Here is a 19,476-nt window from a genome sequence, read left to right as displayed (position 1 = left end):
TGGCGGCGTAGGCGAAACTTGGGCAGAATCCACCGACAGATCAAGCATCGCATCTTTATGGTTATCGATCCGTGAGCATGGCACCGCCCGCGGCCACCGCACCGGCCCCATCCGTCGACGACGCCGCGCGGGAGGTCGTCGAATGGCTGCTTCTGGAAGGCCGGCACGCGCCCGGCTTCGAGCAGATGATGGACCGCTTCTGCCGGCGCCTGATGGCGTCCGGCGTCCCGCTGCTGCGCGCGGTCTGCGCCCTGCCCCTGCTGCACCCACAGATCCGCACAATCGCCTTCTTCTGGCGCCGCAACGCCGAGCAGGTGGAGATCGCCACCCGCGCCCACGGCACCGAGACCAGCGACGAATATCTGACCAGCCCCTTCGCCACCCTGATCGAGGACGGCGCCGACGGCCTGCGCTACCGGCTGGAGCAGATGGAGCCGCCCTGGCCCTATCCGGTCTTCGCCGAGCTGCGGGCGCAGGGGGCGACGGACTATGTCGCCATGACCGTGCTGTTCGCCGGAGGGCGGCGCAACGTGCTGAGCTTCACCACCGACCGGCCCGGCGGCTTCTCCACCGCCGATCTGGCGCTGGTCGACGCGGTGCTGCCGGCGCTGGGCGCGGTGCTGGAGACGCTGGCGCTGCGGCGGCTGGCGACGACGGTGCTGGACACCTATGTCGGCCACCGCACCGGCGCGCGCATCCTGTCCGGCGACATCCGCCGCGGCACCGGCGCCAACGTCCGCGCCGTGCTGTGGTACTGCGACCTGCGCGGCTTCACCTCGCTGGCCGACCGGCTGCCGCGCGAGGAGCTGATCGCCCTGCTGAACGGCTATTTCGAGATCATGGGCGGCGCCGTGGAAAGCCGCGGCGGCGAGATCATGAAGTTCATCGGCGACGCCATGCTGGCCATCTTCCCGCTGGAGGAGAGCGACCCGACCGGGGCCGCCGCCTGCACCAAGGCGCTGGACGCCGCGCAGGAGGCGCTGACCGACATGGCCGCCCGCAACGCCGAGCGCGCCGCCTGGGGCCAGCCGACCCTGCGCTGCGGCATCGCGCTCCACATGGGCGAGGTCATGTACGGCAACATCGGCTCCGCCAACCGGCTGGACTTCACCGTCATCGGCCCGGCGGTCAATCTGGTCAGCCGGATCGAGGGGCTGTGCAGCCGCCTGGAGCGCAACGTCCTGACCTCCGCCGAGGTGGCCGAGGCCTGCGCCAGCCGTCTCGTCTCGGTCGGCTGGCACCCGGTGAAGGGGCTGAACGACCCGATCGAGGTCTATGGGCTGAAGGAGAAGACAGGGACCAATGAAGGGACCGATGAATAGGGCGCTGCCACGAACCCGCGGTCGCCGGCCTTGAGCGGTCGCGATCCCTCCCCCGCCCGCCCGTCCCTCCGCTCCTTCGCGCTGGCCGCCGCCGCCTTCTCGGCGGGCTGGTCGCTGATGATGATGGAAATCCTCGGCGGGCGGCTGATGGCGCCGCATTTCGGCTATTCGGTCTATCAGTGGGGCGCCGTCATCGGCGTGGTGATGACCTTCATGGCCGCCGGCTACTGGACCGGCGGGCAGCTCGGCGACGGGCCGAAGGCGGTGCCGGCGCTGCGCGCCGCCCTGCTGGCCGGGGTCGCCGCGGCGGCGCTGACGCCCTGGCTGGGCAAGCCGATGCTGGCCGACGCCGCGGGCCGCTTCAACGCGGTGGAGGGGTCGGTCGTCGGGGCGGCGCTGATCCTCGGCCTGCCGTCCTTCGCGCTGGCCATGGTGTCACCGATCTGCGCGGGGCTGAGCAGCCTGACGGGTGCTGCGGCGGCGGGACGGATCTACGCGGTCGGCACGCTGGGCAGCATCGGCGGCACCTTCTTCGCCTCCTTCTACGCGATCCCGCAGGTCGGGGTGTCGGCGGGCTACGCCCTGGCGGCGGTGCTGCCGGCGCTCGCCTGCCTGTTCGTTCCAGGTGGGAAACGGGTGGCCGCCGCCGCGGCCCTGGCGGTTCCCCTGGCCTGGGCCGCCGGCCACGGCGAGGGGCAGGGCTTCGCTCTCTACCGCGAGACGCCGCACAACACCATCATGGTGCAGGAGGACGCCGAGCAAATCCGCCTGCACCTGAACGTGGCCTGGGCCACCCAGTCGCGGCTGCGCAAGGACGGCGGCCCGACCGGCCTCTATTACGACCTGTTCGCCGCCGTCCCGGCCCTGGGAAACGGCACGCGCGTCCTGGTGCTGGGGCTGGCCGGCGGGGCCGCCGCCAAGGAGATCCTCGACAGCTGGCCTGGCGCCGACATCCTGGGGGTGGAGCTGGACCCCGCGGTGGTCGAGGTGGCGCGCGAGAGGTTCGGCCTGCGGCCCGAGGTGCGCGTCGCCGTGGAGGACGCCCGCCGCCACGTCGAGCGGTCGCCGGAGCAGCACGACGTGGTGATCGTCGACCTCTACTCGACCGCGCTGATCCCCTTCTTCACGGCGACCAGGGAGTTCTTCGCGGCGGTGGAGCGGCGGGTGGCGCCGGGCGGCGTGCTGGTCATGAACGTCGCCTCCTCCATGGACCGCGACGCTCTGGTCGGGCCGCTGGCGGCGACGCAGGGGGCGGTCTTCCCATCGGTGTACGTCGCCGACGCCGGGCGCGGGAACTATCTGCTGATCGCCACGAAGGAGGCGCGTACGCTCGAGGATCTGAGCGTACGCCTGCGCGCCGCTCCGCCGGGTGCGGCGTACGCCGCCTCGCGCATCCTGGAGACGCTGGCCCCCGCCGAACTGGCCGGGCACCCGGTGCTGACCGATGACCGGTCCGACATCGACCAGCGCAGCCTCACCGCCCTCTACGGCCGGTGAGATGCCTCAGGTTGAGACGCCTTAGGTGATGGCGTCCAGCGCGTCGATGCCGATGCCGCCCGGCACGATGGTCAGCGGAATGCGCATCTTCGCAAGACCACGGTTGGTGAAGTAGGAGATCAGCGGTCCCGGCCCCTCCGGTTCGACGCCGGCGGCCAGCACGAGGATGGAGATGCTCGGCTCCTCGTCGATCAGGGCCAGCACCTCGTCGCGGCGGTTGCCTTCGCGGACGTACAGGGCCGGCAGGGTGCCGGTCAGGCGGTTGACGTCGCGGGCCAGCTTCTGCAGCTTCTGCTCCGCCTCCGCGCGCTGCTCCTCGCGCATCAGGTTCTCCAGGGCCAGCCACTGCTGCACCTCGCCCGGCTCGATGACGTAAAGCAGCGCCACCTTGCCCCCCGACTTTCGGGCGCGCAGGCAGGCGTAGCGAAGGGCAAGCTGAAGCTCCGGGCTCTCGTCCACCACGACCAGGAAGATGCGGACCGGCGGCTTGGCCGTGGCTTCCGGGGTGACGTCCGCCCCGGCGTTCGGATCGGTCGCAATCGGATCGGTCGCAATCGGATCGGACATGGGTCACACCCTCCGGAAGATGGCGCCGGCCAGCCAGCCGGCGGCGATGGCGCCAATCACCGCGGCAACACCGTAAATCATCGGCTGGTTGCGCGCAAAGTCGTAGATTTCCGCGCTGAAGCCAACCTTGGACACCACCAGCGGCGTGGTCTGGGCGCTGACCACCTCGCCGTCGCGGATCAGCAGCGCTTCCACATTGTACAGCCCCGTCGGCACGTTGGCCGGGAAATAGATGTTGGTCCGGAACAGCCGCTCGCCGAGAAAGGCCACCTGCCCCAGCGTGATGCCGTAGAGCCCGGCCCGCTGCTTGTTGCGGATCAGGGCGGAGCGGAACAGGGCGAGCTGGTCCGGGGCCAGCTGCTCGCGCGGGCCGAGCTGGAGGTTCGGCAGGCCGATCTGGTGGCGTTCCAGCACCGGGCGGCCGACGAACTGGTCCAGCGGGCGGTTCGTCGCGACCATGTAGTAGCCGGGCACCTGCTCGAACCGCACGCTGCGCGCGTTGATCCAGATGCCGGCGATCCGCTCCTTGCGGCGCACCGTGACCGGGGTGCGCGGGCCGGTCACCACGATGGCGACGTCGCCCGCCCCGTCGGTGGTGCCGAACAGCACGACCTCCGTCCCGGTGAAGCCGGTGGTGATGGCGATCAGGTGGCTCGACAGGTCGGCGACGAGCTGCTGCGCCCACACCGTGGCGGCGAGGAACACCCCCGCCAGAAGCCCCACCACCCCGCCGGCGACCCGGACGGACCACAGCCGCCCGGTGCCCCTGCGGACAGCGCTCACGACATCCTCGTCGAGATGGTGAAGACGTCGTTCGGTTCAACCACCAGATCGAAGGCGAGCTTCAGCGCCACCGCGACGACCAGCGAGGCCAGCAGAAGGCGCGCCTGCTCGCCGCGCAGCCGGCCGCCGGCCTTGGTGCCGAACTGCGCGCCGACCACCCCGCCGATCAGCAGCAGCAGCGCCAGCATCACGTCCACCGTCTGGTTGGTCGCCGCCTGGAGCAGCGTCGCCATGGCCGTGGTGAAGATGATCTGGAACAGCGAGGTGCCGGCCACCAGCCCGGTCGGCATGTTCAGCAGATAGATCATCGCCGGCACCAGCATGAAGCCGCCGCCGATGCCCATGATCGCCACCAGCATCCCGCCGACCGCCCCGATCCCGGCCGGCAGCAGGGCGGAAATGTACAGCTTGGAGCGCTGGAACCGCATCTTCAGCGGCAGGCCGTGCAGCCACATGTGGCGGTGCAGCTTTCCCCGCTTGGCGGTGGGGGCGCGGCGGCGGATCAGCGCGCGGCTGGCCTCCACCATCATCATCGTGCCGATGGTGCCGAGGAAGAAGACGTAGGACAGCGTGATCGCCGCGTCGATCTGGCCGATCCGCTGCAATATGGAGAAGATCCAGACGCCGACCACCGTGCCCACCATGCCGCCCAGCAGCATGACGACGCCGAGCTTGACGTCCACGTTGCCGCGCCGCCAGTGGGCGAGCACGCCCGAGACGCTGGCGGCGACGAGCTGGTTGGCCTGGGTGCCCACCGCGATGGCGGGCGGAACGCCGATGAAGATCAGCAGCGGCGTCATCAGGAAGCCGCCGCCCACCCCGAACATGCCGGACAGAAAGCCGACGAGCCCCCCCATGCCGAGCACGAGCAGGGCGTTGACCGACATCTCGGCGATCGGCAGATAGACTTGCATGGGGGCGGAGCCGGCGGACAGGAAGGTCCGCCAGCTTATACCGTACAGGCGCTGTTACGGCAATTAGGCCGGAACGCCCGCGTCTTTAAGCAGATCGGCCAGCACGACGTCCGGACGGGCGCCGACATGGCTGATGATCTCCGCCGCGGCCAGCGCGCCGATGCGGCCGCACACCGCCGGGGCCATGCCACGGGTGAAGCCGTAGAGGAAGCCGGCGGCGTAGAGGTCGCCGGCCCCCGTGGTGTCGACCACGCGGGCGACCGGGGATGCGGGAACCTCAACCACCTCGCCACCGGAGACGATGACGGCGCCCTTCTCGCTGCGCGTCAGGGCGGCGGTCTTGCCGAGACGCTTCACCGCCTCCAGCGCATCCTCGAAGCGGTCGGTCTTGTAGAGGGCGGTGATCTCATGCTCGTTGGCGAACAGGATGTCGACATGGCCCTCGACGAGATCCAGGAACTCCGCGTGATGGCGGTGGACGCAGAAGCTGTCGGACAGCGAGAGCGAGACCTTGCGCCCGGCGCCGTGGGCGGTGGACGCCGCCTTGCGGAAGGCCTCCTTGGCGCGGGGCGGGTCCCACAGATAGCCTTCCAGGTAGGTGACCTGCGAGTTGGCGATCAGCGCCTCGTCGATGTCCTCCGGCCCCAGCTCCACGCAGGCGCCGAGGAAGGTGTTCATGGAGCGCTGGGCGTCCGGCGTCACCAGGATCAGGCAGCGCGCGGTCGGGGCGCCGCCGTGTCCGGCCGCCGTCTCGAAATGCACGCCGGCGGCGCGGATGTCGTGGCGGAAGACCTGGCCGAGCTGGTCGCCGTGGACCTTGCCGATGTAGGCCCCCCGGCCGCCCAGCGAGGCGATGCCGGCCATGGTGTTGCCGGCGGAACCGCCCGAAACCTCGATGCCCGGACCCATGCGACCATACAGCTCCTCGGCGCGGGCGGCGTCGATCAGCGTCATCGCGCCCTTCTCGATGCCGTTGGCCGTGAGGAAGGCGTCGTCGGCATGGGCGATCACGTCGACGATGGCGTTGCCGATGCCGGTGACGTCGAATTCGGCCGTGGCCATGGGCGCTCCTTGGAAAGGCTGGGGAAGTGCGGTGTCTGGACCGCTGAACAAAACCGGGCGCGAGTATAGCGGCCCGCCTTCACTTCTCAAGCGCGGCGCAAGGCCCCCTGGAATGGAACGGCCCGCCGTCGTAGATAAGCGTCGCCCGACCGCAACGGCCCCATAGAAAGAATCCGTATGATCCGCGCCCTGCTTCTCGCCATCGGACAGCTTTCCGACCCGGCGTCCCGCCGCGTCGTGTGGATCGGCGTGCTGTCCGCCATCGCGGCCTTCGCCCTGTTGGCCGGGGCCGTGTGGTGGGCGCTGTTCCACACGGCGCTGACCGGCTACGCCTGGGTGGACGGGGTGCTGGACGTGCTGGGCGGGCTGGCCGTCCTGCTGCTGGCCTGGGTGCTGTTTCCCGCCACGGTCGGCATGGTGTCCAGCTTCTTCCTCGACGAGGTGGTGCAGGCGGTGGAACGGCGCCACTATCCACAGTTGCCGCCGCCCCGCCAGACCGGCCTTGGGGAAGAATTGCTGACCGCGCTGCGCTTTTTCGCCATCGTCCTGCTGGTCAATCTGTTCGCACTGCCCCTGTATCTGATGGTGCCGGGGTTGAACCTGCTGATTTTCTACACCGCCAACGGCTATCTTCTCGGCCGCGAATACTTCGAGATGGTGGCGATCCGGCGGATGGGACGGAAGGAGGCGGGGTTTCTGCGGCGTTCCAATCCGTTGAAACCATTTTTGGCTGGCGCGGTAATTGCCTTTCTTTCGACAATTCCTTTCGTCAACCTGCTGGTGCCGGTGATCGCGAGCGCCTTCATGGTCCATGTCTACCATTCCATGACGGGGTCCGTGACCGGCCTTTCCCGCCGGGAAGGGCCGTGACGGACCGCGGTGCGGCGCGGCCCCGACCGTGCACCAAAGCCCACTTGCGGCCGGCCGGATGACCGTGTTACCCCGGCGGGGTGGTCTTTTGGCTGCTGTCGGTCGGGCCCGGTCATGCGACGACGCCTCCGATGACCCGACCTCGACGACCTGCCAACCTTCACGACCTGACTGACCTGGGGATCAACGTTCATGCTGTTCGGACGAAAGAATCCGCCCGTCGGTGCGCCGAAGACCCAAAGCGCCGACCCGGCCACCCCGGCCGCACCGCAGGCGGGCGCCGCCGAACCCGCGGCGGTGTCGCCGCTCGCCTCCCTGAGCAACCCGTCCGCGGCGAATCCGCCGGCCGCCCTCGCCCCGGCCGCCCGCACGCCGCAACCCGAGCCGATTTCCTCCAAGGGACCCGAGATGAACACGAGCACCCCGAAGCCGCCGGCCGGCGCCCCGATCCCCGGTTCGAGCTACAAGCCGACGGACATTCCGCGCCGCACCGTCGATCTGCCGGGTGCCGCGCCGCGCCGTCCCGATGGGTACGGCGCCCCGGCTTCGGCCGCCCCCACCCCCGCGCCGGTCGCGCCGGCCCCGGCGCCCGCCGCTCCACTGGCCAGCGACCAGCGCCGCCTGATCGTCGGCCGCGACATCTCCCTGAACGGTGAGATCGGGTCCTGCGACGTGCTGGTCGTGGAAGGCACGGTGGAGGCCAAGCTGCGCGACGGCCGGTCCATCGAGATCGCCGAGACCGGCCTGTTCAAGGGCGCCGTGGAGATCGACGAGGCCGACATCGGCGGCCGCTTCGAGGGCGACATCATCGTGCGCGGCCGCCTGACCGTGCGCTCCACCGGCAAGATCAACGGCTCGATCAAGTACGGCGAACTGGCGGTCGAGGCCGGCGCCCTGCTGAACGGCGAGATCGGCAAATACACCCCGGCGGCCAAGCCGGCCGCGGCCCCCGCCGTCCCGGCGGAAGCGGCGCCGGCGCCGGCTGCGCTCGATCCCATCGTGGTCGATGGCTAAACGCCGTTAAACGCGCTTTCACGAACAAGCCCGGCGGGGATCGACCCCTCGCCGGGCTTTTTCTTTTTCCAGGGGTTTCCAGCGTTTCACGGGAAACATCACACCACGGCGGCCGGCAGGATCTTGTCCTTGAAGCCGCACAGGTCGCTGACCGGGCAGACGAGGCAGTCGGGCTTGCGGGCCTTGCAGACGTAGCGGCCATGCAGGATCAGCCAGTGGTGGGCGTGCCGGCGGTAGGCCTTGGGGACCACCTTCAGCAGCTTCGCCTCCACCGCGTCGGGCGTCTTGCCGGGGGCGAGGCCGGTGCGGTTGCCGACGCGGAAGATGTGGGTGTCCACCGCGATGGTCTCCTCGCCGAACGCGACGTTCAGCACCACGTTGGCGGTCTTGCGCCCGACCCCGGGCAGGGTTTCCAGCGCCTCGCGGTCGCGCGGCACCTCGCCGCCGTACTGGGCGACCAGGATTTCCGACAGCCGGATGACGTTCTTGGCCTTGGTGTTGAACAGGCCGATGGTCTTGATGTAGCCGCGCAGCCGCTCCTCCCCCAGATCGACCATCTGCTGCGGCGTGGTGACGATTTGGAACAGCGGGCCGGTGGCCTTGTTGACACCGACATCGGTGGCCTGCGCCGACAGCACGACGGCGACGAGCAGGGTGTAGGGATTGATGTATTCCAGCTCGCTCTTCGGCTCCGGGTTGGCGGCGCTGAGGCGGCGGAAGAATTCCTGGACGGCGGCGGGCTTCATGGCGCGCAGCATAGCGGGACCCTGGCCGTCCATGCAAACAGGACGGCTGGAACCCGCGCCCAAGCCACACCAGTTTGTGTGCATGACCATGGCCCGTCATAATCTGCCCCCGGCTTCCCGCGTCTTCTTCGACGCGATCCTGCACCCGCACCGCAGCCTGGGGCGGCACGGATTCCGTGTTCTGATGGGCGTGGTGATCCTCGCCAACCTGCTGATCGCCGGCATCTTCGCCGCCAACGGGGCGTGGCCGGTGGTGCCCTTCTGCGGGCTGGACGTGTTGATCCTCTGGCTGGCCTTCCGCGTCAACAACCGCGCCGCCCGGCTGTACGAGCGGGTGCGCCTGACCGACACCGACCTGACCGTCCAGCGCGTCGCCTGGAACAAGCCGGAGCGGCGCTGGAGCCTTCAGCCCAACTGGCTGCGTGTCACCCTGGACGGCCCGCCCCGGCACGGCGGTCAAGTCACTCTCTCCTCGCATGGGCAGTCGGTGGCCGTCGGCGCCTTCCTGACGCCGGACGAGCGGGCAGACTTCGCCAAGGCGCTGCGCGGCGCGCTGGCCCTGTGGCGCCGTGCCCCCTGCCACCCCGAACCGGTGCCCTGACCGCGAGGCGCGTTGCGCAAGAAACGGGTTGGTCGGCCCGCTCCGGCGGCGCATCCTGCGCCGGACGTGGAGCCTGGGAGAGAACCGCCATGCCGTGCCTGAACCCCGCCGAAGACCCAGTTGATGCGCGGCGCCATCGCGCCATCGCCTCCGCCATCCGCCATCTCGTGGACCACTGGCAGGACCAACCGGGGCTGGACGAGCTGGCCGCGGTCGCCGGCATGAGCCCCTTCCATTTCCAGCGGCTGTTCACCCAATGGGCGGGGATCAGCCCGAAGCGCTTTCTGCAGTTCCTGACGCTGGACAACGCCAAGCGGCTGCTCGCCGCGAACCAGAGCGTGCTGGACGTGGCGTTGGACGTCGGCCTGTCCGGCCCGTCGCGGCTGCACGATCTGTTCGTCGCCTGCGAGGCGATGACGCCGGGCGAGTACAAGGCGCTCGGCGGCGGGCTGACCATCCGCTGGGGCCTGCACCCCACCCCCTTCGGCCCGTCGCTGGTCGCCGCCACCGAGCGCGGCGTCTGCTGGCTGAGCTTCGCCGAGGAGGAGGACGGGCGCGACGCGCTGGCCGAGATGGCCGCCGCTTGGCCGGCCGCCCGTCTGGTCGAGGACGCCGACGCCACCCGCCCGGTCGCCGCCCGCGCCTTCCGCTGGGACGGTTCCGCAGGAGGCGAGGCAGGGGGTGAACCGCTGCGCCTGCTGATGAAGGGCACCAATTTCCAGATCAAGGTGTGGGAGGCGCTGCTGCGCATCCCCTCCGGCGCCGTCGTGTCCTACGAGGACGTGGCCCGCGCCATCGGTCGGCCGACCGCCATGCGGGCGGTGGGGGCCGCGGTGGGGCGCAACCCGGTCTGCGTTCTGATCCCCTGCCACCGGGTGATTCAGAAGTCGGGGATCATCCACAACTACCGCTACGGCGTCCCTCGCAAGCGCGCCCTGCTCGCCTGGGAGCAGGGGCACGCCATGCCGGAGGACGAGGCCGCGGCGTAGAGAAACGCGGCCTGACCGGTCAGAGGCCCAGCACGTCCTTCATGCTGTAGAGGCCCGGCTGCTTGTCGTTGGCCCACAGCGCCGCGCGAACCGCGCCCTTGGCGTAGATCTGGCGGCCCGACGCCTTGTGGGTCAGCTCGACCCGCTCGCCCTCGGCGGCGAAGACCACGGTGTGGTCGCCGATGACGTCGCCGCCGCGCAACGTGGCGAAGCCGATCTCGCCGCGCGGGCGGACACCGGTGTGGCCGTCGCGGACCTTCTGCCAGACATCCTCCAGCGCCACCCCGCGCCCCGCCGCCGCCGCCCGGCCGAGGCCGAGCGCGGTGCCCGAGGGCGCGTCCACCTTGTTGCGGTGGTGCATTTCCAGGATGTCGATGTCGTAGTCGTCGCCCAGCGCCCGGCCGACCTGCTCGACCAGCGCCAGCAACAGGTTGACGCCCAGCGACATGTTCGGCGACTGGACGATGGGAGTGTGGGTGGCGGCCTGGGCGATGGCCTCCTGCTGGGCCGGGCCGATGCCGGTCGTGCCGATGACCAGCACCGTTTCCGACTGGGCGGCCAGCGCCGCGTGCCGGACGCTGGCGTCGGGGCTGGTGAAGTCGATGACCGCGTCCGCCTCGGCGAACAGCGCCGCCGTGTCCTCGATGGCGACGACGCCCAGCGGTTCGAGGCCGGCGAGGACGCCGATGTCCTTGCCGAGCGCGGGGCCGCCCACCCGCTCCGTGCCGCCGGCCAGCGTGCAGCCCGGCGTGGCGGCGATCTCGCGCACCAGCATCTGCCCCATGCGCCCCGCGCACCCGACGACCCCGATCTTCATGCCTGCCTCCCTGGGAGAATTCCGACACGGGTCTAGCACAGCCGGGAGCCGGGCTTAAGCGCCGAGAAGGGTCAGGACCCCAGGCAATCCTTCAGCGAGGCGGCGATGTTGCGCATCAGCGCGGGGTAGAGGCCGGGACCGTCCTTCAGGTCCGCCCCTTCGGGGTCGAGCACGCCCTTCTTCGCCGGAGTGCCCTCGACGATGGTGTTGACCAGCGCCGGCTCGAACTGCGGTTCGGCGAAGACGCAGGCGGCGCCGAGGCCGCCGATCTTGGCGCGGATCTCCGACAGCCGCTTGGCCGAGGGGCGACGTTCCGGGTTGACGGTGATGGCGCCGACGCCGTTCAGGCCGTAGTGGGCCTCGAAATACTGGTAGGCGTCGTGGAAGACGACGAAGGGCTTGCCGGCCACCGGGGCCAGCGCCGCCTTCAGCTCCGCGTCGAGCGCGTCGATGGAGCGGGCGGTGCGCTCGGCGTTAGCGGTGTAGGCGGCGGCGTTGGCCGGATCCTTGGCCGCCAGAGCCTCGGCGATGGCCGCGACCATGGCGCGGGCGTTGGCCGGAGAGAGCCAGATGTGGGTGTTCACCTCGTCATGGTCGTGCCCGTCCTCGTGCGCGTGCTTGTCCTCATGCTTATGGTCGTGATCGTGCTTGTGCTCATGCCCGTGGTCGTGGGCCTCCCAGGCGCCGCCCTCGCGGGCATCGAGCAGGGTGACGCCCGGCGCCTCCAGAAGCGTGACGGACGTGGCCTTCTTCGCGGTCGCCGTCACCGGCTTGTCAAGGAAGCCCTCCAGCTCCGGCCCGATCCAGAAGACGAGGTCGGCGGCGGCCAGCGCCTTCGCGTCCGACGGCTTCATGGCGTAGGTGTGGGGGGACGCCGCGCCACGCACGATCAGCGTCGGCTCCGCCACCCCCTCCATCACCGCGGCGACCAGGGAATGGACCGGCTTGATCGAGGCGACGACCTTCGGCGTTTCGGCCAGCGCCGGGCTGGCGGAAAGGGCGGCGGCGAGGGTTGCAGCAAGGGCAAGGAGCGGCAGGGGGCGCATCGCGGCACGCATGGGTGGGTTCCTCATCGTCTGACTGGACAGCCGGGTCTTTCCGGCGCATAGCTGTCTTCGTTTCCAGCAATGTCACGTTATAACATAACATGTCAATCCATCATGGGGCCCATCACGCGGCCCCCCACGCGGCGCGTTCGTCAGTCTCGTCCCCGGCCCTGGCCCCTCCCCTGGTCGACACCAAGGGCCTGACGGTGCGGCTGGGCGGGCGGACGATCCTCGACCGCGTGGATCTGGAGGTGCGGCCCGGCGAGATCGTCACGCTGATCGGCCCCAACGGTGCGGGCAAGACGACGCTGGTGCGCGCCGTGCTGGGCCTCGTCCGCGCCTCGTCCGGGGTGGTGGAGCGCCGCCGGGGCCTGCGCATCGGCTACATGCCGCAGCGCCTGACCGTCGACGCGACCCTGCCGCTGACCGTCCGCCGCTTCCTGGCGCTGTGGCGCCCGGTGACCGACGCCCGCATCACCGCGGCGCTGGAGGAGGCCGGCGTCTCCCACCTCGCCGCCAGCCCGGTCCAGACCGTCTCCGGCGGCGAGATGCAGCGGGTGCTGCTGGCCCGCGCCCTGCTCGGCGATCCCGAGCTTCTCGTGCTCGACGAGCCCGACCAAGCGGTGGACGTCCATGGGCAGGCCGAGCTGTTCGGCCGCATCGAGACGCTGCGCCGCACCCGCGGCTGCGGCGTGCTGCTGGTCAGCCACGACCTGCACACGGTGATGGCCCGCACCGACCGCGTGCTCTGCCTCAACGGCCATGTCTGCTGCCAGGGCGCGCCGGAGGACGTGCGGCGCCACCCGGAATACCGCGCCCTGTTCGGCGGCCACGCCGACGCGCTGGCCGTCTATGTCCACCATCACGACCACGCGCACGCCAGCGACGGCGCCGTGGTGCCCGGCCATGACGGGGACTGCTGCCATGGATGATTTCGTTCTGCGCGCGCTCGCCGCCGGCTGCGGTATCGCGCTGGTCGCCGGCCCGCTGGGGTCGTTCGTGGTGTGGCGGCGCATGGCCTATTTCGGCGACACGCTGGCCCATTCCGCCCTGCTGGGGGTGGCGCTGGGCTTCCTGCTGGGCGTCAACCCGCTGATCGGCGTGGTCGGGGTCTGCGTCGCGCTGGCGCTGGCGCTGGTCGGGCTGCAGCGGCGCCGCGCGCTGGCCACGGACACCGTGCTGGGCATCCTGTCGCATTCGTCGCTGTCGCTGGGCCTCGTCGCCATCGCCTTCCTGGAGACGCTGCGCGTCGATCTGGTCGCCTACCTGTTCGGCGATATCCTGAGCGTCACCACGGCCGATCTGGCCTGGATCTACACCGGCGGGGCGGCGGCGCTGGGCGGGCTGCTGCTGCTGTGGCGGCGGCTGCTGGCGGTGACGGTGGACGAGGATCTGGCGCGGGTGGAGGGCATGCCGGTGGAGGCGCTGCGGCTGGCCTTCATGCTGCTGATCGCTCTGGTCATCGCGGCGGCGATGAAGATCGTCGGCATCCTGCTGATCACCTCGCTCCTCATCATCCCGGCGGCGGCGGCCCGCCGCTTCTCCCGCACGCCGGAGGCGATGGCCGCCTTGGCCTCGGTCTTCGGCATCGCCGCGGTGCTGGGCGGTCTGCTCTCCTCGCTGAACTGGGACCTGCCGGGCGGGCCGAGCATCGTGGTCGCCGCCGCCGCCCTCTTCCTGGCGAGCCTGATGGTGCCGGCGGCGAACCGGTGAGCGTCAGACTTGCGTCAACTGGGCGCGCGCCGTCGTCAACACCGAGCGCGTGATGTCGGCCAGGGTGCGGCTGGCAATGCGGCTGCGCTGCCAGAACAGCGGCACGTCGAGCGGCTGGTCCGGCACCAGCGCCACCAGCCGCCCGCCGCGCAAAGCGTCGGCGACCAGCGGCTCCGGATTCATGCCCCAGCCGAGACCGGCCAGCGCCGCGTCCACGAAGGCGTGGGTGGAGGGCATCCAGTGGGTCGGCGAGGCGATCTCCACCCCGAAGGCCTGCCGGGTCCACTGCGTCTGAAGCCGGTCCTTGCTGTTGTAGGTCAGGCGCGGCGCGCGGGCCAGCGCCGCCGCCGCCACCCCGTCCGGGAAATGCCGGCGCAGGAAGTCCGGGCTGGCCGTCGCCACGTAGCGCAAGGCACCCAGCGGGGTGCTGTCGCAGCCCTGCACCGGCTGGGCACCGGACGTCACCGCCGCCAGCACCTCCCCCCGGCGCAGCCAGTCGGCGCTGTGCTCCTGGTCGTCGAGGACGAGGTCGAACAGCACGTCCGGCGTCCCGGCCATCGCGGCGACGAACCATGTGGCGAGGCTGTCGGCGTTGACCGCCATCCGCACGGTGACCGCCGGCCCGTCCTGCGGCACGCCGGGAAGCCCGTCGCGCAACTCGCTCTCCAACAAGGCCACCCGCTCCGCGTGCTGGCTCAGCCGCAGGCCGGCGGGGGTGCCGGTGCAGGGCGATCCGCGCACCACCAGGATCGTCCCCATCCGCTCCTCCAGCAGCTTCACCCGCTGCGACACGGCGGAGGGGGTGACGTGGAGCTGCGCCGCCGCCCGCTCGAAACTGCCGGTGCGGACGACCGCGGCCAGCGCGGCAAGCAGGGCGTAGTCCAGCATGGGATTAGCGTTCCTTAATCAGGATAAGGGACTTTAGTTATTCTAATCCGGACGGCGATGGTAGGGGAACGGCCTCCGCCACCGATATCGCCAACGAATGGGGCCGCCATGCTCTCCGCCTTTCTTCCCGGCCTTCTGCTGGGTCTCAGCCTGATCGTCGCCATCGGCGCGCAGAACGCCTTCGTGCTGCGCCAGGGCCTGCGCGGGGAGCATGTTCTGGCCGTCTGCGCGACCTGCGCGGTGTCGGACGCCCTGCTGATCCTGGCCGGGGTCGGCGGCTTCGCCCAGGCCGCCCAATGGCTGCCCTGGCTGGAGACGGCGACCCGCTACGCCGGGGCGGCCTTCCTGCTGGTTTACGGGCTGCGCAGTTTCCACTCGGCCTGGCGGGCGGGCGGCGCGCTGGACCCGGCGGCGGCGGTTCCGGCGGGGCTCGGCGCGACACTGGCGACCTGTCTGGCGCTGACCTGGCTGAACCCGCACGTCTATCTCGACACGGTGGTGCTGGTCGGGTCGGTGTCCACCCAGTTCGCCGAGGGCAAGAACGCCTTCGCGCTGGGGGCGATGACCGCGTCCCTCCTGTTCTTCTTCGCGCTTGGTTTTGGTGCGCGCCTGCTGCGGCCCGTCTTCGCCCGGCCCGGCGCGTGGCGGGCGCTCGACACCGGCATCGGCGTCGTCATGTGCACGATCGCGGTGGGTCTGGTGGCCTGAGCGACGGGACGCCGGTAGGGGACCAGCGCGGAGATCCCCCTTCCCCGCGCCGGTCTTGCCGTCAGGACGCCTTCAGCGCCTGCAGGAAGGTCTCGACCTGATGCTTCAGGCTGTCGGACTGGCCTGAGAGGTCGGAGGAGGAGCGGATGACGAGGGTGGAGGCCTGCGCCGTCTCGTTCGCCGCCACGCTCACCGCCTCGATGCTGCGGGCGATCTCGTCGGTGCCGCGGGCGGCCTGGGCGACGTTGTTGGAAATCTCCTGGGTCGCCGCCGCCTGCTCCTGCACGGCCGAGGCGATGGTGGTGGAGATCTCGTTGATCGACCGGATCGTCTCGCCGATGCCCTGGATGGCCCCGATCGTCTGGTTGGTCGCCGCCTGGATGCCGGCGATCTGGGCGGAGATGTCCTCGGTCGCCTTGGCGGTCTGGTTGGCGAGGCTCTTCACCTCGCTCGCCACCACGGCGAAGCCCTTGCCCGCCTCGCCCGCCCGCGCCGCCTCGATGGTGGCGTTGAGCGCCAGCAGGTTGGTCTGGCCGGCGATGCCCTGGATCAGCTTCACCACGTCGCCGATGAGCTGCGCCGACTGGGCGAGGCTGTCGGCGGTGCCGCCGATCTGCTCGGTGCGCGATACCGCCTCGCGGGCGATGGCGACCGACCGCTCGACCTGCTGGCCGATTTCCCCGATGGAGGCGGAAAGCTGCTCCGCGGCGGCGGCGACCGCCTGGACGTTGGACGCCGCTTGGGCGGTGGCGGCCGCGGCTTCCGCGCTCTGGCGGGTCGACCGTTCCGACAGGGCACCGAGCTGGCGGGACACGCCCTGCATGTCGGCCGAGCTGCCGGACACCGCCTGCACCACGCTCTTGACCTTCACGTCGAAGTCGGCGGCGAGGGAGCCGGCGCGCTGGCGCATCTCCTCCTCCTCCTGGACGTCGATCAGCGAGCCGCAGGCGCGCAGCGCCACGCCGGCCGCGTTGCGCCGGCAGCCGCCGATGGCGCGGAACCAGCGGTAAGAGCCGTCGCGCATCTTGACGCGGTAGCGCACGTTGAAGGGCGTGCGGCCGCTGGCGTCGGCCAGGAAGGCGCCGAAGGAGGCGAAGGTGCGGGCGCTGTCGTCCGGGTGCAGGCGGTCCGACCAGGAGGTCATCAGGTTCGGGAAATCCTGTTCGCCCTCGAAGCCGAGCAGGCGGCGGAACTGCCCGGACCAGGTCCAGCGGCTCTGCGGATGCGCCGGGTCGCCGTTGTGGAACACCGCGTCCCACAGGCCGACGCCGGCGTGGTTGCCGTAGAGGTCGAGCGCTTCGGTCAGCTCGGCCAGTTCAGCGCCGCGCCCGTTGCCACTATTGGACCCACCCCGGAAAAATCCCATCAGACTCATCGACTTGCCCCCTCCCCTCACACGATAATCGCTACAACTTCCAGACGATCCCCATGACCGAATTGATCGGCCGGTCTGTTTTCGTATACGGATGATATGTGAATTTAGATTTCATTTTGGTAAAAAGGTTTTCCATCTTTTTGAAACAGAAAGCGTGCCTGCCCCATTGTTTGTTTCGCTTTCTGTATGTTCGACCTTTTTACTTTTGGTTGTGCGGAGACCCTTCGACCAGCGGCGCAACCGCGACCGGACGCCGCCGGCCCGTTGCCATCCCCAACAGGACGACCTACAGTCGCCAGCGTGAGGGGATAAGCACACAAGAAGAACAGGACACCATGGCCGACACCCGCCCCGCCCCCCGAGTGGGGCTGTTCGTCACCTGCCTCGTCGATGTCTACCGCCCGACGGTCGGCTTCGCCGCGGTGAAGCTGCTGGAGGACGCCGGCTGCACGGTCGAGGTGCCGGCCTCCCAGACCTGCTGCGGCCAGCCCGCCTTCAACGCCGGCGACCGCGCCACCGCCCGCGATCTCGCCCGCAGCACCATCGCCGCCTTCGAGGGGTTCGACCATGTGGTCGTCCCCTCCGGCTCCTGCGCCGGGCAGATCCGCAAGCATTACCCGGAGCTTCTGGCCGACGATCCGGCCTGGGCGGCGCGCGCCCGGCACCTGTCGGCGCGCACGCACGAGCTGGTGTCCTTCCTGACCGACGTGCTGGGGGTGACGGACACCGGCGCGCGCTACGACGGTACGATCACCTACCACGACAGCTGCTCCGGCCTGCGCGAGCTGGGCGTCAAGGAGCAGCCGCGCCGCCTGCTGGCCAAGGTCGAGGGGCTGACGCTGAACGAGCTTCCGGGGGCGGAGGTCTGCTGCGGCTTCGGCGGCACCTTCTGCGTCAAGTACCCCGACATCTCCAACCGCATGGTCGAGGCCAAGACCGCCGACATCGCGGGCACCAAGGCCGACACGCTGCTGGCCGGCGACATGGGCTGCCTGCTGAACATGGCCGGCAAGCTGAAGCGCGAGGGCTCCGCCGTCCGCGTCCGCCACGTCGCGGAGGTGCTGGCCGGCGTCACCGACACCCCTCCCATCGGCGAGCCCATAAAAAGTGGGAGGGCGTGAAGAGGATGCAACCGACCACCCACGCCTTCCCCGAGAACGCCCGCAAGGCGCTGAGCGACGAGCGGCTTCAGAAGGTCCTGGCCATCGCGCCGGCCGGTTTCGTCAACCGCCGCAAACAGGCCGCCGACCGGCTGCCGGAGTTCGAGGATCTCCGCGACCAGGGCCGCGACCTGAAGAACCACGTCCTGGCCAACCTCGACACCTATCTGGAGGCCTTCGAGGGCAAGGTCATCGAGCAGGGCGGCCATGTGCACTGGTGTCGCACCGACCAGGAGGCGCGCGACGCCATCCTGGGCATCTGCCGCAAGGTCGGGGCGAAGACCGTCACCAAGGGCAAGTCGATGATCTCCGAGGAGATCGGGATCAACGACTACCTTGAGGCAAACGGCCTGACCCCCATCGAGACGGATCTCGGCGAATACATCATCCAGCTCCGCCGCGAGCCGCCCAGCCACATCATCGCCCCGGCCTTCCACCTGTCCAAGGCGGACGTGGAGGGCACCTTCCGCCAGGCCCACACCGACCTGCCGGCGGACCGCGTTCTGGACGAGCCCAAGGTGCTGATCGCCGAGGCCCGGCAGGTGCTGCGCCGCAAGTTCCAGCAGGCCGACGTCGGCATCACCGGCGCCAACATCATGGTGGCGGAGACCGGCTCCACCGTCATCGTCACCAACGAGGGCAACGGCGACCTGACCCAGATCCTGCCGCGCGTCCATGTGGTGATCGCCACCATCGACAAGGTGGTGCCGACGCTGGAGGACGCGGCGCTGGTGCTGCGCCTGCTGGCGCGCTCCGCGACGGGCCAAGAGGCGTCGGCCTACACCACCTTCTCCACCGGGCCGCGCCGCCCCGGCGACCTCGACGGGCCGGAGGAGTTCCACGTCGTGCTGCTCGACAACGGGCGGTCGGCGCTTCTGGGCACCGAGTTCCAGGACGTGCTGCGCTGCATCCGCTGCGGCGCCTGCATGAACCACTGCCCGGTCTACGGATCGGTCGGCGGCCACGCCTACGGCTGGGTCTATCCAGGGCCGATCGGGTCGGTGATGCAGCCCGCCCTGCTGGGGGTGAAGGAGGCCGGGCACCTGCCCAACGCCTCGACCTTCTGCGGGCGGTGCGAGGCGGTCTGTCCGATGCGCATCCCCCTGCCCAAGATGATGCGCCACTGGCGGGAGAAGGAGTTCGAGCAGAATCTCCAGCCCGCCGCGATGCGCCGGGGGCTGGCCCTGTGGGGCTGGTTCGCCCGGCGCCCGGCGCTGTACCACGCCGCCACCCGCATGGCGGTGCGGGCGCTGGGGGCGCTGGGCCGCGGCAAGGGACGCTTCGCCAGCCTGCCGCTGGCCCAGGGCTGGACCCGGCACCGCGACATGCCGGCGCCGGAGGGCAAGACCTTCCAGCAGATGTGGGCCGAACGGAAAGCGGCCGAAAAGAAGGGGACGCGCTGAC

Annotated in this window: 20 protein-coding genes; 11 read left to right on the top strand and 9 right to left on the bottom strand. The window is 70.3% G+C overall.

Annotated elements, in window-relative coordinates; all coding sequences use genetic code 11:
- Positions 1–77 precede the first annotated feature (77 nt).
- Both Sp245p_RS01360 and Sp245p_RS01355 read left to right on the top strand, forming a co-directional pair.
- Entirely contained in the window at positions 78–1,322 is a 1,245-nt protein-coding gene (locus Sp245p_RS01360) for an adenylate/guanylate cyclase domain-containing protein (RefSeq protein ID WP_014238874.1), read from the top strand.
- Between the two features lie 30 nt (positions 1,323–1,352).
- Positions 1,353–2,819, top strand: coding sequence for a fused MFS/spermidine synthase (locus Sp245p_RS01355; RefSeq protein ID WP_014238875.1), 1,467 nt, complete (start codon positions 1,353–1,355; stop codon positions 2,817–2,819).
- Positions 2,820–2,840: 21 nt separating this feature from the next.
- Here Sp245p_RS01355 and Sp245p_RS01350 read toward each other — a convergent pair whose 3' ends face one another.
- From Sp245p_RS01350 to Sp245p_RS01335, 4 genes are all read right to left on the bottom strand, one after another.
- A complete protein-coding gene (locus tag Sp245p_RS01350) occupies positions 2,841–3,386 on the bottom strand; it encodes a universal stress protein (protein WP_014238876.1) in 546 nt (181 codons plus the stop codon).
- Positions 3,387–3,389: 3 nt separating this feature from the next.
- A complete protein-coding gene (locus Sp245p_RS01345; protein WP_014238877.1) occupies positions 3,390–4,169 on the bottom strand; it encodes a TIGR02186 family protein in 780 nt (259 codons plus the stop codon).
- The gene (locus tag Sp245p_RS01340) at positions 4,166–5,083 is read right to left on the bottom strand and encodes a sulfite exporter TauE/SafE family protein (RefSeq protein WP_014238878.1); all 918 of its coding nucleotides are present in this window, start codon (positions 5,081–5,083) and stop codon (positions 4,166–4,168) included. Before Sp245p_RS01340 ends, Sp245p_RS01345 begins: the two co-directional genes overlap by 4 nt.
- A 63-nt stretch (positions 5,084–5,146) precedes the next feature.
- On the bottom strand, positions 5,147–6,145 hold the full coding sequence (locus Sp245p_RS01335; protein ID WP_014238879.1) for an adenosine kinase: 999 nt from the start codon (positions 6,143–6,145) through the stop codon (positions 5,147–5,149).
- A gap of 177 nt (positions 6,146–6,322) precedes the next feature.
- Here Sp245p_RS01335 and Sp245p_RS01330 point away from each other — a divergent pair, with 177 nt between their 5' ends.
- On the top strand, positions 6,323–7,015 hold the full coding sequence (locus Sp245p_RS01330) for an EI24 domain-containing protein (RefSeq protein WP_014238880.1): 693 nt from the start codon (positions 6,323–6,325) through the stop codon (positions 7,013–7,015).
- Positions 7,016–7,207: 192 nt separating this feature from the next.
- Entirely contained in the window at positions 7,208–8,029 is an 822-nt protein-coding gene (locus Sp245p_RS01325) for a bactofilin family protein (RefSeq protein ID WP_014238881.1), read from the top strand.
- A gap of 98 nt (positions 8,030–8,127) precedes the next feature.
- Here Sp245p_RS01325 and nth read toward each other — a convergent pair whose 3' ends face one another.
- Positions 8,128–8,787 (bottom strand): endonuclease III, encoded by a 660-nt coding sequence (gene nth, locus Sp245p_RS01320; protein WP_014238882.1) that lies wholly within the window; start codon positions 8,785–8,787, stop codon positions 8,128–8,130.
- A 76-nt stretch (positions 8,788–8,863) separates the two neighbouring features.
- On the opposite strand from nth, the gene Sp245p_RS01315 reads away from it, so the two are divergent.
- Both Sp245p_RS01315 and Sp245p_RS01310 read left to right on the top strand, forming a co-directional pair.
- Positions 8,864–9,376, top strand: coding sequence for a DUF2244 domain-containing protein (locus tag Sp245p_RS01315; protein WP_246119765.1), 513 nt, complete (start codon positions 8,864–8,866; stop codon positions 9,374–9,376).
- 89 nt (positions 9,377–9,465) lie between these two features.
- Complete coding sequence (locus tag Sp245p_RS01310) at positions 9,466–10,365, top strand: bifunctional transcriptional activator/DNA repair enzyme AdaA (RefSeq protein ID WP_014238884.1); 900 nt, start codon at positions 9,466–9,468, stop codon at positions 10,363–10,365.
- A 19-nt stretch (positions 10,366–10,384) separates the two neighbouring features.
- On the opposite strand, the gene dapB is transcribed toward Sp245p_RS01310, so the two are convergent.
- On the bottom strand, positions 10,385–11,182 hold the full coding sequence (dapB, locus tag Sp245p_RS01305; RefSeq protein ID WP_014238885.1) for a 4-hydroxy-tetrahydrodipicolinate reductase: 798 nt from the start codon (positions 11,180–11,182) through the stop codon (positions 10,385–10,387).
- Between the two features lie 71 nt (positions 11,183–11,253).
- Complete coding sequence (gene znuA, locus Sp245p_RS01300; protein WP_014238886.1) at positions 11,254–12,240, bottom strand: zinc ABC transporter substrate-binding protein ZnuA; 987 nt, start codon at positions 12,238–12,240, stop codon at positions 11,254–11,256.
- Between the two features lie 89 nt (positions 12,241–12,329).
- Here znuA and znuC point away from each other — a divergent pair, with 89 nt between their 5' ends.
- The gene (gene znuC / locus Sp245p_RS01295) at positions 12,330–13,160 is read left to right on the top strand and encodes a zinc ABC transporter ATP-binding protein ZnuC (RefSeq protein ID WP_014238887.1); all 831 of its coding nucleotides are present in this window, start codon (positions 12,330–12,332) and stop codon (positions 13,158–13,160) included.
- On the top strand, positions 13,153–13,941 hold the full coding sequence (gene znuB, locus Sp245p_RS01290) for a zinc ABC transporter permease subunit ZnuB (RefSeq protein WP_014238888.1): 789 nt from the start codon (positions 13,153–13,155) through the stop codon (positions 13,939–13,941). Before znuC ends, znuB begins: the two co-directional genes overlap by 8 nt.
- 3 nt (positions 13,942–13,944) lie before the next feature.
- Here znuB and Sp245p_RS01285 read toward each other — a convergent pair whose 3' ends face one another.
- Positions 13,945–14,829 (bottom strand): LysR family transcriptional regulator ArgP, encoded by an 885-nt coding sequence (locus Sp245p_RS01285; protein ID WP_014238889.1) that lies wholly within the window; start codon positions 14,827–14,829, stop codon positions 13,945–13,947.
- Between the two features lie 108 nt (positions 14,830–14,937).
- Here Sp245p_RS01285 and Sp245p_RS01280 point away from each other — a divergent pair, with 108 nt between their 5' ends.
- The gene (locus Sp245p_RS01280; protein ID WP_014238890.1) at positions 14,938–15,537 is read left to right on the top strand and encodes a LysE/ArgO family amino acid transporter; all 600 of its coding nucleotides are present in this window, start codon (positions 14,938–14,940) and stop codon (positions 15,535–15,537) included.
- A 61-nt stretch (positions 15,538–15,598) separates the two neighbouring features.
- Here the strand turns inward: Sp245p_RS01280 and Sp245p_RS36200 are convergent, their stop codons facing one another.
- A complete protein-coding gene (locus tag Sp245p_RS36200) occupies positions 15,599–16,912 on the bottom strand; it encodes a methyl-accepting chemotaxis protein (protein ID WP_014238891.1) in 1,314 nt (437 codons plus the stop codon).
- Between the two features lie 335 nt (positions 16,913–17,247).
- Here Sp245p_RS36200 and Sp245p_RS01270 point away from each other — a divergent pair, with 335 nt between their 5' ends.
- Positions 17,248–18,033 carry a (Fe-S)-binding protein gene (locus Sp245p_RS01270; protein ID WP_014238892.1) on the top strand — a complete coding sequence of 262 codons (786 nt, stop codon included), beginning with the start codon at positions 17,248–17,250 and terminating at the stop codon, positions 18,031–18,033.
- Between the two features lie 5 nt (positions 18,034–18,038).
- On the top strand, positions 18,039–19,475 hold the full coding sequence (locus Sp245p_RS01265) for a LutB/LldF family L-lactate oxidation iron-sulfur protein (protein ID WP_014238893.1): 1,437 nt from the start codon (positions 18,039–18,041) through the stop codon (positions 19,473–19,475).
- Position 19,476: the final 1 nt, after the last annotated feature.

Source organism: Azospirillum baldaniorum (assembly GCF_003119195.2).
Classification (GTDB): Bacteria; Pseudomonadota; Alphaproteobacteria; order Azospirillales; family Azospirillaceae; genus Azospirillum; species Azospirillum baldaniorum.
This window is presented reverse-complemented; position numbering and strand designations above follow the sequence as displayed.